Source organism: Pantoea sp. XAF26B01_ASV70 (genome assembly GCF_054512635.1).
Genome location: NZ_CM137251.1, coordinates 2,460,630 through 2,474,612, shown reverse-complemented (window position 1 = coordinate 2,474,612; position 13,983 = coordinate 2,460,630). Strand labels below are relative to the sequence as shown.

Here is a 13,983-nt window from a genome sequence, read left to right as displayed (position 1 = left end):
CCGGGGCTTAACCAGAGTAAAAGGGCGCGACAGTGTCGCGCCCTTTTACGAGTCGACTGCGGATTACCGGGCTTAGTTACCCGGATTAATCAGCCAGGTGCCGGGCTTATCGATGTTCAGGGATTGAGTGTGCGTCTCACTGCCATTCTTAACATCAATTTTGTACTGTCCCGCCGCCAGATTCAGCGCGGCAAATCCACTGCTGCCCGGTTTTACCTCGACCGGCTGTCCGTTAAGCACCACGGTTTCACCGCTCTCCAGCTTAAGATAGACGGTCGCCAGCGCGGCCGGAACGGCAGCGGCTGACGGAATTGATGCGGGCGCCTGCGTCATGGCTGAGCTGTTGTTAACCACCTCTGGTGTGGCACTGTGGCGATTCGCCAGCCAGGTGGCGACAACCACGGCCAGAATAGCCACGGCAGCCAGGCCCAGCAATCCAGGCGACAGTTTACGCACCGTGCGCGGCGTCACCGGCTCGGCGGAGGCGGCGGCATGATTCATCGCCATCACCACCGGCGCAGCAGCCTCCACCGGCTCCTCGACCGGCAGAGCAGGCGACTCGCCCGGCACCGGGAAGCTGTTTACCACCGCTTCCACATCACTGACCGGCAGATCAATCAGCGCGGCAAAGGCATCAATCGTTTGTGGGCGATCGCCTGGCTTCATTGCCAGCGCGCAGTCAATGGCATGCAGCAGCGGCAGTGAGTAGCCTTCTGGCTGGCGTTCCACCAGCGGCTGATAATTATCTTCAATGCAGCGCACCACGCTGACCGGCGGCGGATTACCGGTAATCAGGTTATGCAGCACCGCGCCCAGGGCGTAGATATCGGTCCACGGCCCCTGTTCAACTTCACCCTCTTCGCTGTACTGCTCAATCGGCGCAAAGCCAGGTTTAAGCATGATTTCCGTTTCGTCAGAGAGGTTGCCAATCTCTTTACGCGCTGAGCCAAAATCGAGCAGAACCGGCAGCTGGTTCTCCTGAATCTGAATATTGTCGAGCGAGATATCGCGATGCAGATAGCCGGCCTGATGGATGGTGCTGATGGCACCCAACAGCGGCGGCAGCAGGCGGCGGATCCAGGCTTCAGTGATCGACGCCGGGCTGGTTACCTGCCACTCTTTCAGCGTCATACCGCTGTAGTAGAGCGTGCCCATATAGGCTGTGCCGTTCTGCTCCCAGAAGCGCAGCACGTGCAGCAGTCCCGGATGATTAAAGCGAGCCAGCAGACGCGCTTCCTGAATAAAGCTGGTGAGCCCGGCATTAAACAGCTTCTGGAAACGCTCACCGCGCAGCTCCAGCGTTAAATCGGCGGCACGGACTGCCAGCGACACCGGCATGTACTCTTTGATTGCAATAGTGCGTTCAAGCTGGTGATCCCACGCGCGATAGACGATGCCGAAGCCGCCGCCTCCGATCACTTCCTTGATCTCAAACTCATTGAAACGGTATCCGTCAGGCAGGGCATTCGGAACGGTTTTCGGATTATCATTTGCCGACATAGTGAACTCTCTGTACACGGCCTGCTCGCCAGGCTGCGCGGTAATTAATTGATGTTACGCCAGGCACCAATGGCAGGATCAACCAGATCCGCGTGCAGGGTGTCGATGAGTAACACATTCACTTTTTGCTGTGGCATGAAATAGGGCGCCCAGTGGCTGCGCAACGTATCAACTCGCGATTTCACAGCGTCAGCATCCTGCTGCGCAGCATTCTTATCCATCTTTATCAACAGGGCACCATTGAAGCGCCAGACATGTTGTTTGGCATCAAAGGGCAGCACCAGCCAGCTATCATTCGCATCCGGGCGTGTCACAATCATGCGCTGATTGTTCGCGGCGATAACCTCCAGCTTGCTGTCCGGGATCGTCAGATTGGCGATGGGATAGCCCTGATAAAAGGTGACTGCCACCGGCGTTGGGTGGTCAGGGGTCGCCAGCATCAGCTCACTTTTGCCTTCTGCCCAGCCATCAGGTGAGCACTGCTGCTTGCTGACATCCGGGATAAACAGGGTCTGGGCATTTTCATCCCAGGCGGTGCGAAAATGGCAGCCGCTGGGGAGATCAAAATGTTGCAGCGGCGTGCTGTTGGCGGGCCGAGACAGGTCGAGCGGTGCAGCATTACTCTCACTGGCGCTGGCGGTGGCATCTGCCATCACGATAGGACGCCAGTTCTGCAGCTTACTGGCGCTGCCGCTGGCCAGTACGCCACCCTCTTTACTGGTCATCTGCCAGGGCAGCTCGTCCAGTAATCCGCACTGATTAGCGAGCAGGGTGCCGACGCGCGGTAAAAAGGTGGTCAGCACCGCCGAATCCTTACTTTTGCCGGAGACGATGCGCAGTGGCAGCGTCTCTTTGCACCAGTCGTCAGGCGCTTTACTCACCACATTATCGATATAGACCTCCAGCGCCAGGCTGGGGGAGTAGACAACCCGATAATTTTCAGCCTGGGCGTGAAAGGCAATCAGCAGGGTGATGATGCCGGGCAACCACAGTTTCATAAGGATCCTTGGAATCAAAAACGAGGCGGCAGAAAGCGCGCCGAATCAGCCAGTGAATAGAGCAGCGTTGCCTCCTCCGGCTCACCAATCCAGACCGCCAGTGCGCTGAGATTATCTTTCTTAACGTTGCGGCTTACCGCCTGTTCCATCAGAGCCAGCCACTCCTCGCAGGCATTCACCATGCGCAGCGCCTGTTCCATTTCATGACTGGCCAGATTCAGCCAGAAGCCATCGGTGCAGACCAGAAACGCGTCGCCATCCTCCAGCGCAATCTCCTGCGAAAAGCTCACTAAGCGAGGCGGTTCAGCGCCGAGCGCATTATAGAGTAAATTACTGTTAATGCCGGTATTTTCATAGCCCGCTTCTTTCAGTTGCTGGGCCAGACTGTGATCGCGAGTGACCTCATGAAGCACGCCGCGGCGGAAGTGGTAAACCCGGCTGTCACCGGCATGCGCCCACCATGCGCGCTGTTTTTCACGGTCAATAAACAGGGCCGCCAGCGTGGTGCTCATGCGTGAATATTTCGGATTTTTACCCTGTGCCTCATGCAGCGCTAAGCGGCACTGTTCAATCGCCTGATGGGTTATCTCCGGCGTCAGATCGGCGTGCGCCTGTAACTGGCTCAGCAGGGTGTCACGCACCAGCTGCGCCGCCATCTCGCCGCCGGGCAGACCGGCCACGCCATCGCAGACCACAAAACAGGCTTTACGCTCATCCAGCTCTGCGCCGGTGCGATCCTGATTCTCATCGCGTAGCCCCTGCTGGCAGCGGCTGGCAAAAACGATTTTCATGGTTCATCTACCCGCGTCTGAGAGTCCTTATACTGATTCACCTCCATGTCATAGGCATGGAGAAAGGCCTCGCCAAACAGCGTATGGAAATCATCTTCGATCTCTCCGGCCGTACGCTGATAATTACGGGTGAAGTAGTCCCACAGCGCCGCCTTCTTCATGGCGGAAAAGGGCATTTTTGACACCACGCCATCGGCACGCGCCTGCTCCTCCAGCCGCTGCGGATTAAAGGATTGCAGCATCGCCGCAATAATGGCGCGGATACCGGCAATCATCCCCAGCTGGTGGGCCTGCAAATCGACCAGGGCATCGCGTACCGCCTGTTCCGGCGGCATAAACCCGGGCATCTGGCTCTGGTACATCTGCATCAGCACGGTTTTGCCGGAGGGCAGGATCTTGAACGGATTGTTGGCCTCATTCAGGATCATCGTCATGTCCGCTTTGACACCACGCTTGAGAATGGATCGCGAAGAGAGCAGCGCGACGGTGCCCTGGGAAAAGAGGCTCAGCATCCGGCCAGTAATGCGCATCTGCTCTTCATCCACCGGCGTGGCGTGACCGTTGCTCAGCCCCATCCCCTCCAGCAGTGCGGCGATCAGCCGATCCTGATCCACCGGCTGCGCCGTCAGCGCCCGACGCGGTTCGCTGGCCTGGGGGTCGATAGCCAGTCGCGCATCGTTGTGGCGCTCGTGGCGTGAGGGCGTGACCTCACTGACCAGCAGCCGGTCCTCAACCTCATGATGTTCGTGAATGCCCAGCGGATTCGCGGGCTGAGCGCTGTCGCCAGCAAACAGCGCCAGCGGATCGCTCTGCGTGTCGTGGCAGGCGGGGTCTCGTACTTCCAGCGCATAGTCACCGATGCGCAACGCATCGCCATGCTTCAGCACGACCTGCATGCCGCGACCCAGGGTAATGCCGTTATGCTCCACCGGGGTCACGCTGCCCTGGTTCGTCAGACGGCACTCTCCGTCATGCGACAGGTGAACCAGCGCCTGCAGACGCGAAATGGCCCGAGTCTCATCTGGCAGCACCAGATCGTTGTCCTGACTGCGGCCAATGGTGCCGCCAGGCGGTTGAAACGCGACGCTTCTGACCGGAACATCCGTAGTGCATTGCACAATGGTAAATTGCATGAGTTATCCCAGATTGAACGGCAAACGCTTCCGGCCTCACTCGAACATCGGAGGATAGAGGCCATTACGTCCCGGCTGTGAACCTGCCGCCGGGTTAAACAGTAACGAAAACAGTTGCGCGGTGAGGTTGCCGCTGTGCTTGTGGGTCGCGTGGGCAAAACCATCACTGCGGTTACTCCACCAGTAGCTCATATGCTGCTGAGGGTCGAAACGTTCAGCCACTTCACGCCAGCTCAGCGTGCAGGGCAGATCCTGAAAACCGATCACATCCATGATTTCAGAGGGCTTCCTGGCCGGCACCAGCAGCGGTGGCAAAGCCTGTATCTGCTGCTCTAACTGCTCGCCGTTCAGCGGTGTCTGAACCGCCCGTAACAGTGTCGCGCCCAGATCCTGAAACCAGTCACCGGAAATGGTCAGCTGAGCAGGATGCCACTGAGCCAGCGTGAAGCTGTGCAGGGCCAGCAGCGGCCAGGCGCGTCCAACGCGGTCACAGGAGGGCAGCAGACAGCCCATCTGTATCTGCGGTCGGGTCGCGGTAACCGGCAGCACAAAGTTCCACACCGGCGCGTGGAGAAAGTCCGCGCTGTAGGAATACGCCTGCTGATGCCAGTGCATTAATCCCTGCTGGAACCAGTGATTCCACGGGCTAATCTGTTGCTCGCTCAGTCGATGGTGCAGAAAGTCACCGGTCGACGGCAGCTTGCCATACCAGCCGGGGGCCGTGTAAGCAGCCATGTTCACCTCACCATTACTCGCTATGCGAGTTTGATTGCGGGGCCGGGTGCCGCGGCGCTACCGCCAGCATGCCGCCCGCCTGGTCCGCAATTTTCAGATTCTCTGCAAGCTTGCGCATCATCAGTGCATTATCACGTGCATAAGGCGACGACTGAATCTGCTGATCCAGCAGCTGGCTCAGGTGCCAGTCAAGCTGCTGCAGGTCGCGGGCGCTTACCGTATCGGGCAGGGAGCGCTGTAAATTTTGCAGCAGCCAGGCCCGTAAAAACTCGCCATCATAATTACGCGGTTGATAGAGCATCTGATAGGCGCGCAGCGCATTGCGGCTGTAGGCGTTATCATCACCCGGGTCGTTGCGCAGGATATTCGTGATCTGCTGCGCCACACGCGGCAGCAACAAAGACTTAAGCGCATTTTGATAAAGCACCCAGGCGGCATCGCTAATCTGATTACCCCGGTATAAGCCCGCCCGCATAGTAAGCGGCGGATTATCGAGGGAAAAGCGCGCCGAGAGCGGCAACTTCACCAGGTTATTCAGAAAGGGTAGCAGATCAAAAATATTATCAGCAGGCTGATGAATCACCTGCTGACTTTGCTCACGGATAAGTGGTACCCGTGCGGCAACCTGCTGCAGATACTGTTGATTCTGGTAGTAACTGATGCCCCACAGGCTGGAGGCGATCAGCAGGGCGCCTGCCAGCACGCCGTAGCCAATCCAGTGGAACAGCTGATTACGGTACTCCCAGCGGCGATTACTGCCGGCCAGGCCGCTCTCTTTGAATATCAGATCGCTGAGCAGGTCACGAATAAAGAAGCTCTGGCCTTTGTTGCCGGGAATCGGACTGTTGCGATTAACGCTGTCCCAGGCCGCGATCGAGTGATCGCCCGCCTGACGCAACTGCAGTTTGCGGCTCAGTTCACCCATCACCCGATCAAACGGCAGGCCTTCCTGGGTGCCGCTGGTGAAGAAGAGGCCGCGCGGGCTCCAGGCGACCGCATCCTGGTGATCAGAGAAAACGATATCCAGATATTCGTTCAGCAGTGGACGCAGCGAGGCGAACTCCTGCGGGAAGAGGAAGCACTCAGCGCGCTCGTTCAGGTCGCGCTCATGGGTCATCTGCTCCGCCAGTTGTTGCTGGAGCTGCTGTTCCAGCCGCTGAAACTGCTGGCCAAAATGGCGATGCCAGTCATCTTTGTGCGGCTTGCCCAGCTCCCAGTTAAACGTGAAGCCCCAGATAGCATCACGCCGCGCTTTATCAATCGAGCCGAAGTAACTCATAAAGCCTTTCAGCAGATCGGTTTTGGTGACCATCACATAAACCGGGAAGTGAATACCGGTCTGCTGATGCAGTTCTGCCATGCGCTCTCGCAGCGCGCTGGCCTGGGCGAAACGCGCTTCGGCTGAATCACTCAGCAGATCGGCGACGCTGATGGTCATGATCACACCGTTAATCGGCTGGCGGGTGCGATAGCGTTTCAGCAGATTGATAAAACTGTGCCATTCCGCGGCATCTCGCACGCGCTGGCTCTCCTGCAACGCATAACGACCGGCGGTATCAATCAGCACCGCGCTGTCAGTAAACCACCAGTCACAGTTGCGGGTGCCCCCGACGCCGCGAACCGCATTTTTGCCCAGCGTATCGGTCAGCGGGAAATCGAGGCCGGCATTAAACAGTGCGGTGGTTTTACCAGCGCCGGGCGCACCCATGACCAGGTACCAGGGCAGCTGATAGAGATAATTAGCGTTAAAGCGTGAAAGCAGGTTCCCGCTGTGACGACGGCCAAACTGAGTGCGTTTCAGCTGCATCGCAGCTTCGCTGAAGCGCTGGTTGAGCCGCTCTTCGGTCATCTGACGTTCCGCCGGGTCGTCGTTGCCCGACAGCTGAAGCTGGGTCAGTAAGCGGCTGTTGAACCAGGCACGATAGAGCGACGGGATCAGCTGGAACAGGATCCAGAGAAAATAGAGGGCGCTCACGGTGAGCTGGCGTGGCAGCACGGGTTCCAGTGGGCGCGATTCGCCCCATGACCAGAACGGCCCCAGCATCCAGACCAGACAGCTCAGCGCCGTGACGCCAATAAAGCTCCACAGCAGGCGATGCGTTAGCAGCAGGCGAAGGGAGGCGCGCATTATTGTGCTCCTTGATGATTACTGAGCGTTTCAGGCGCGGCAAACAGGGTGATTTCAACGCGGCGGTTGCGGGTGCGGTTTTCGCTGCTGTCGTTGGGCAGCAGCGGATCGCTGTCGCCGCGGCCTTCAGAGCGAACCGTATGACCGTCAGCCAGTTGCAGTTGTAACAACTGGGTGATGGCGCGGGCGCGGGCAAATGAGAACTCATAGCTGGAGGCAAAGCGGCTGTTATCCACCGGATGATCATCGGTAAACACCGACACCAGAATGGTCCCTTTGACATCTTTCATTGCGGTTGAGACGCGGGCCAGCAGGGCGCGCCCGACTGGATTGATCACCGTGCCCTGCTCGGCGAACAGTTTGTCTGCGGGGATGATCACTTTGCTGCCAAAGGCACCATCGCTGACCTCGAGCTGCCCGGCTGCAATCACATCATTCAGGCGCTGACGCAGATCGAGCAGCGCCTGCGGGGAAGAGGGACGACGGCCCGCGGTAATCTGCGGCAGCGGCGTCTGATAGATGGTACGCAGCAGCGGTTCGGCGGCATTGCCGAGACGCCAGTTCAGGCCGCTGTAGATCAGGCAGCCGATCAGCGCGACCAGCATGGCACAGGCCCAGAGCGGCACCATCGGGCGGGCGAGGGTGCTAACCAGCGGATGCACTTCCACCAGTGGCGGTTGCGCTGTCTGGCGCTGGGCACGCGTTTCGTCAATCAGGGTTTTCAGGCGTTTACGGATACCATCGCACTGGGCGCGACCATTTTCACTGCCGCGATAGCGGCCTTCATAGCCCAGCAGCAGGCAGTATTGCACCACATCCAGCAGCCAGAGGTGTTGTTGCGGGCTTTGTGAAATGCGCGACAGCAGTTGAAAGAATTTCTCGCCGCCCCAGCTTTCATTATGGAAGGTCACCAGCATGCCGTTGCCAGACCAGACGCCGCGCGTGCCCCAGGGGGTTTGCGCCGCCGCTTCATCGAGCGCGCTGCAGATGCAGTAACGCGCGCCGATAATCATCTCAAACGGCAGCCCTGCCTGTTTACAGCGTTGTTCAAACTGGCGGATTTCATCGATCAGAGACTGGCGCAGACCCGCAGGGTCATCGTGGGTGGCTGCCTGACGAATTTGCACCACCGCGTTCAGCAGTGGCGCCGCAGCCTGAAGTAAGAGATTCTCATTGCCTGAGGGGGTCGCCTCACGCGCAGGGGATTCCACAGTCATTAATTCGTGATCTTCCAGCCAATGGCAAATCCCTGTACCCGCAGCCCGGGACGGTTCTGCGGGCAATATGCGCCGGATTTCATATTCAGTCTAAGATCCAGGTCGCGGTATCGTTAGTCCGGCAGGCTTTGCTGGCGCCGCCGACGGCCACACAGACCTGTTTCGTTTTGCGGGGACGGGGACGATCGCTCTGCACGGTGGCATCGTAACGGCTGCTCTCTACACCCGCTTTTAATGGCACATAACCGATCAGCGGGCCGTCAGCCTGGTCAGCAATCGCCAGCCAGCTGTGTTCCACATTACCTAATACTTCGAACGGTTTACCCGTTTCGAGATAGCGAACCACTTTGCCGCCGTAATCAGGCGAGGTCATGACGGATGCGCCATAAAGCGCCCGCCAGGTCTGATTGACCGGCTCAAATTCAGTCGGTGCCGCGACAGCGTGTCGATGGACCAGTTTGACGCCGTTAATTTCGCTGGTGACCAGCGTATCGTCAGTGACGGGCGGCGGCGGGGCCTTACAGCCTGCCAGGGTAAGAACCGCCAGCAGCGTTAACGCAAGACTCTTTTTCACCATGTTCCTCGTGATCTCATCAAAGTATCTGCATATTGCCAGGCCCGATGCCAGGAGGCGATCTTTATCGCGCCGCATCGTGCCGAAATTCTGTTTTTAAAAAAAGGGTCAGATTACATCGGGATAGTAACGCATTCAGTTTACCTAAGACTTTTGAGAATTCAAACCATTGCACCCGCTGCTGATGCGTGATAGCAGGCGCTTTACGGGCGGGTTTCGGTATAAGAAAAGCGCCAGGTAATGTGATAGTTAAATCGAACTGAATTATCGCAGAGACAAACTGGTTGAGAACAGTGCCGCGCATTCTGACATGCAATGAATCCGATTGGAAACTATTAAGATTTACTAATAACTTGTTGCCGAAAAAATTTATCAGTTTGCGTTAAGAAACTTATCAAAATCAGATTTTACGCCCCTGCTCAGACCCTCTTTTTTCAGGAAAGCGGCACGCCTTTTGCTTCTGAAAGGTTTTAACCGCACTGAGGTGAGCAATGAGGGACGCCCTGACCTGGCTGCAGGCATCACGCGCGAGCGATATCGCCAGCCTGCAACGTCTTCTGGAAACCGGCGAGCTGATGGCTGCCGTCAGTGAACTGGTCCATCGGTTGCAGCGGGAACGTGGCGCAAACAATCTCTGGATCTGCTCTGACGGAGCGCTGTTCAGCGCCGAACGTCATGCCCGCCAGCAGGAGGTCAGCGCCGGCCTGGAGCATTTTTATCAGGCGCTGCCGGCCGCCATAGCGCAGCCCGGCTACAGCCGCTTCTGCAACCTGATTGCCGCTGCCCTGCAGGCGCTGGCCGGACTGCCTGCGCTGCGCCAGCAAATCAGCCAGCGTGAGCTTGATCAGGCCGCGGCGATGGCCGCCTTTAACCAGGTTATCCGTACTTTACTCAATCTGGTGTTTGAGGCGGCCGACACCGCCAGCTATCCCGGCATCTCCCGTGCACTGATCGCCCTGTTCAGTTTTATGCAGGGCAAAGAACTGGCCGGGCAGGAGCGGGCCATCGGCTCAGCCGGCTTTGCGGCGCGTCAGTTCACCCCCGACCAGCGCAGCCAGATGGTCGCCCTGATTGCGGCACAGGAGCAGAGCTTTATCACCTTCCGGGAGTTTGCTGACAGCGCCGCGTGTGAATCCTGGCAGCCGCTGGCTCAGGCCAGCCGCGACATCGAACGCCTTCGTCGCATCGCCTGCACCGGCGGCCGTTGTGATGAGACCGGCGCGCTGCACTGGTTTTCCCTGCTCTCTGAGCGGCTGGATCAGATGAAAATGCTGGAGGATGCCCTGACGGCGACATTGATGCAGCGCTGCCGGGCTGCCATTGATCAGGCACAACAGCAGGCGGCAGGAACAGTGGTGCAGGGCGACAGCAATTTTTCGCTTTACGTCTCCGGGGCGGACTGGCTGCCTGGCGCGGCGGCGCTCGACAGCGACGGTCTGGCCCCGCAGCTGGGGCGCTCGGTGCTATCGCTGATTGGCGAACAGTCGCAGCGTTTGCAGCAGCAGGCGGATGAACTGGCGGCGATGCGCGCCTCACTGGACGAGCGGCGGGTGATCGATCAGGCCAAACACTGGCTGATGCAGCAGCAGGGTTTCACAGAAGAGGCCGCCTGGCAGGCATTACGCAAAAGTGCGATGAATCAGAATAAGCGGGTACTGGAGATCGCGCAGGCGGTACTGGCGGTAGCGAAGACCCTGAGCAACTAACCCGGATGAGGTAGCTGCACAACCTTTGTGCGTGATCTGCGTCAGAAACGTGCAAAAACGGTTAATTTTTCAACAGTGCGTCACCGCAGATCGGCATTAAGGCTGTTTCGGCGATCTGGCACATCCTTTGCTTAATCCCTATAGAGAGTACGCATTGCTCCCGCCAATGGCGGTGGGGTCAGTGCTTTGGATAAAGGCGTCCATCCGCAGGCTTCGGCTTGTCGGAGGACGCCTTTTTTTATTTCTGTTCAGGGGCAACAAGATGAGCAAAACGCCATTTTCACTGACACGACGTCAGGCGCTGATCTCCGGCGCCGCGCTGGGTGCGGCCTGGATCGTTCCGGGATTACGAAATGCGGTCTGGGCAGCGGGATCAGATGCGCCAGAAAAAGCGCAGGTGCGGGTCGGCTTTATCCCGCTCACTGACTGCGCGCCGGTGGTGATGGCCTCTGTGAAAGGCTTCGACAAAAAGTATGGTCTCACATTGCAGGTCAGCAAAGAGGCGAGCTGGGCGGCGGTGCGCGACAAACTGACCTCCGGTGAGCTGGATGCGGCGCATGTGCTCTACGGCATGATCTACGCCCTGCAACTGGGCGTAGCGGGTCCGCAGCACGACATGGCGAACCTGATGACGCTCAACCATAACGGCCAGGCGATCACCCTGTCGAACCAGCTGAAAGCCAGTGGGGTCACCGATGCGGCCAGCCTGAAAAAGGCCATTGATGGCAGCGCCAAAGGCAGCTTTACCTTCGCCCATACCTTTCCGACCAGCACCCATGCCATGTGGCTCTATTACTGGCTCGCCAATGCGGGCATCCACCCGTTTGATGACGTGCGCACCGTGGTCGTGCCGCCGCCGCAGATGGTGATGAACATGAAAATTGGCAACATGAGCGGCTTCTGCGTTGGTGAGCCGTGGAACCAGCGCGCCATCAGCGACAACATCGGTTTTACCGCCGCCACCAGCCAGCAGATCTGGCCGGAGCATCCGGAAAAAGTGCTCGGCACCCGCGCAGAGTGGGTGAAAGAGAACCCCAACACGGCCCGTGCACTCACCGCCGCTGTGCTGGAGGCCGCGCGCTGGATTGATGCCTCGGACGACAACCGCCGCGAAACCGCGCAGGTGTTAGCCGGCCGCGCCTGGATCAATACCAAAGTGGAGACGTTACAGGGTCGGATGCTCGGTCAGTATCAGAACGGCCTGGGGCAGTCGTGGCAGGACGCTCACCCGATGCGCTTCTTTGACAACGGCAACGTCAGTTTTCCCTGGCTCTCAGACGGCATGTGGTTCCTGACCCAGATGAAACGCTGGGGCCTGCTTGCCAGCGATCCCGACTACCTCGCGGTGGCGCGCCAGATCAACCGCATCGACATCTACAAACAGGCCGCCAGCGCAGTCGGACAGGTTGCACTGCCCGCCAGTGAAATGCGCAGCAGTACCTTCATCGACGGCAAGGTCTGGGATGGCAGCGATCCTGCCGCCTATGCCGCCAGTTTCGCTATCAAACGTTAAGAGAGGTTGCTATGAAAACTGACGCGCGCGCCCTGGCGCAGCCGGTGCAGAGTCACAACAGTGCCACCGTTATTCCGTTACAGGTCACCCCGAAAGCCGCAGCCCGTCCGGCGCGTCTGCGTCCGCTGTTGCAGCGCGCCATTCCCGCCACCGGTGGCCTGTTATTAATGCTGCTGGTGTGGCAGATCGCGGCGCTGTCGCAACCGGGTTTCCCTTCGCCTTACGCCACCTGGCAGGCCGCTCAGGTCCTGTTCGCTGACCCGTTCTACAGCAACGGCCCCAACGATCAGGGCATCGGCTGGAACGTGCTGGCGTCGCTGCAACGCGTCGGCATTGGATTCGGCCTGGCCGCGCTGGTCGGCATTCCGGCGGGCTTTTTAATCGGTCGCTTTAGCTTTATGGCGCAGATGTTCAATCCCGTCATCGCCCTGCTGCGGCCGGTGAGTCCGCTGGCCTGGCTGCCGATTGGCCTGCTGCTGTTTCAGCGCGCCGAGCCTGCCGCCAGCTGGACCATTTTTATCTGTTCGATCTGGCCAATGATCATTAACACCGCCGAAGGGGTACAGCGTATTCCGCAGGATTACCTCAACGTGGCGCGGGTGTTACAGCTTTCTGAGTGGACGGTGATGCGCCGGATCCTGCTGCCCGCCGTGCTGCCCGCGGTGCTGACCGGGGTCCGTCTCTCTATCGGCATCGCCTGGCTGGTGATCGTCGCCGCCGAAATGCTGACCGGCGGACTGGGCATCGGCTTCTGGATCTGGAATGAGTGGAACAACCTCAACGTGGAAAATATTCTGGTCGCCATTCTGGTCATCGGCGTAATCGGGCTGCTGCTGGAACAGGGGCTGATGCTGCTGGTCCGTCGTTTTAGCTGGGATAAATAAGGAGAGCACGATGCAACAGATCATTCGCGTCCAGCAGGTCAGCCAGCGTTTTGCCACCGCCAGCGGCGAGTTTCTGGCGCTGGACAATGTCAGTTTTGATATTCACGAAGGGGAAACCCTGAGCCTGATCGGCCACTCCGGCTGCGGCAAATCGACGCTGCTGAACCTGATTGCCGGTTTAACCCGGCCCAGCAGCGGCGTGCTGCTGTGTGATAACCGCGAAATCACTGGCCCCGGTCCGGAGCGCGCGGTGGTGTTTCAGAACCATTCGCTGCTGCCGTGGCTGACGGCATTTCAGAATGTCGAGCTGGCGGTGCAACAGGTGTTTAAAGGGCGCTTCAGCAAAGCGGAGATGCGTGACTGGATCGAGCACAACCTTAACCGGGTGCAGATGAGCCATGCCATGCACAAGCGGCCCGGCGAAATATCCGGCGGTATGAAGCAACGCGTCGGTATTGCGCGGGCGCTGGCGATGAAGCCACGCGTGCTGCTGCTGGATGAGCCGTTTGGCGCGCTGGACGCCTTAACCCGCGCTCATCTGCAGGACAGCGTGATGCGCATTCAGCAGGAGCTGAACACCACCATCGTGCTGATTACCCATGACGTGGATGAAGCCGTGCTGCTGTCAGACCGGGTGCTGATGATGACTAACGGCCCGGCGGCGCAGGTTGGCGAGATCCTCACTGTCGATCTGCCACGTCCGCGTTCACGGGTGGCGCTGGCGGATGAGCCGCGCTACCACCAGTTGCGACAGAAAGTGCTGCATTTCCTCTATGAAAAACAGACCACTGCGGCGTAAGGAAC

The 13,983-nt window shown here is 58.9% G+C and carries 12 protein-coding genes; 4 read left to right on the top strand and 8 right to left on the bottom strand.

What is annotated here, in order from left to right:
* Positions 1-72: 72 nt before the first annotated feature.
* The 8 genes from ACX8ZY_RS11570 to ACX8ZY_RS11535 all read right to left on the bottom strand — a co-directional run bounded on the left by ACX8ZY_RS11570 (position 73) and on the right by ACX8ZY_RS11535 (position 9,079).
* Positions 73-1,500: a serine/threonine protein kinase gene (locus ACX8ZY_RS11570; RefSeq protein WP_158149372.1), complete on the bottom strand. Its 1,428-nt coding sequence runs from the start codon at positions 1,498-1,500 to the stop codon at positions 73-75.
* A gap of 44 nt (positions 1,501-1,544) precedes the next feature.
* Positions 1,545-2,498, bottom strand: coding sequence for a hypothetical protein (locus ACX8ZY_RS11565; RefSeq protein ID WP_010245838.1), 954 nt, complete (start codon positions 2,496-2,498; stop codon positions 1,545-1,547).
* 14 nt (positions 2,499-2,512) lie between these two features.
* Positions 2,513-3,289 carry a PP2C family protein-serine/threonine phosphatase gene (locus ACX8ZY_RS11560; protein ID WP_010669994.1) on the bottom strand — a complete coding sequence of 259 codons (777 nt, stop codon included), beginning with the start codon at positions 3,287-3,289 and terminating at the stop codon, positions 2,513-2,515.
* Positions 3,286-4,422 (bottom strand): type VI secretion system-associated FHA domain protein TagH, encoded by a 1,137-nt coding sequence (gene tagH / locus ACX8ZY_RS11555; RefSeq protein WP_010245831.1) that lies wholly within the window; start codon positions 4,420-4,422, stop codon positions 3,286-3,288. Before tagH ends, ACX8ZY_RS11560 begins: the two co-directional genes overlap by 4 nt.
* A 36-nt stretch (positions 4,423-4,458) precedes the next feature.
* A complete protein-coding gene (gene tagF / locus ACX8ZY_RS11550) occupies positions 4,459-5,157 on the bottom strand; it encodes a type VI secretion system-associated protein TagF (protein WP_010245828.1) in 699 nt (232 codons plus the stop codon).
* A gap of 13 nt (positions 5,158-5,170) precedes the next feature.
* A complete protein-coding gene (tssM, locus tag ACX8ZY_RS11545; RefSeq protein WP_033771588.1) occupies positions 5,171-7,285 on the bottom strand; it encodes a type VI secretion system membrane subunit TssM in 2,115 nt (704 codons plus the stop codon).
* Positions 7,285-8,502: a type IVB secretion system protein IcmH/DotU gene (gene icmH, locus ACX8ZY_RS11540; RefSeq protein ID WP_187505405.1), complete on the bottom strand. Its 1,218-nt coding sequence runs from the start codon at positions 8,500-8,502 to the stop codon at positions 7,285-7,287. Before icmH ends, tssM begins: the two co-directional genes overlap by 1 nt.
* A gap of 85 nt (positions 8,503-8,587) precedes the next feature.
* Positions 8,588-9,079, bottom strand: coding sequence for a hypothetical protein (locus ACX8ZY_RS11535; protein ID WP_010245819.1), 492 nt, complete (start codon positions 9,077-9,079; stop codon positions 8,588-8,590).
* Between the two features lie 488 nt (positions 9,080-9,567).
* Here ACX8ZY_RS11535 and ACX8ZY_RS11530 point away from each other — a divergent pair, with 488 nt between their 5' ends.
* From ACX8ZY_RS11530 to ACX8ZY_RS11515, 4 genes are all read left to right on the top strand, one after another.
* A complete protein-coding gene (locus ACX8ZY_RS11530; protein ID WP_010245817.1) occupies positions 9,568-10,782 on the top strand; it encodes a nitrate regulatory protein in 1,215 nt (404 codons plus the stop codon).
* A gap of 262 nt (positions 10,783-11,044) precedes the next feature.
* Complete coding sequence (locus tag ACX8ZY_RS11525) at positions 11,045-12,295, top strand: CmpA/NrtA family ABC transporter substrate-binding protein (protein WP_010245814.1); 1,251 nt, start codon at positions 11,045-11,047, stop codon at positions 12,293-12,295.
* An 11-nt stretch (positions 12,296-12,306) separates the two neighbouring features.
* Positions 12,307-13,179 (top strand): nitrate ABC transporter permease, encoded by an 873-nt coding sequence (gene ntrB, locus ACX8ZY_RS11520; protein WP_010245811.1) that lies wholly within the window; start codon positions 12,307-12,309, stop codon positions 13,177-13,179.
* A 10-nt stretch (positions 13,180-13,189) separates the two neighbouring features.
* Positions 13,190-13,978, top strand: coding sequence for an ABC transporter ATP-binding protein (locus ACX8ZY_RS11515; protein ID WP_010245808.1), 789 nt, complete (start codon positions 13,190-13,192; stop codon positions 13,976-13,978).
* Positions 13,979-13,983: the final 5 nt, after the last annotated feature.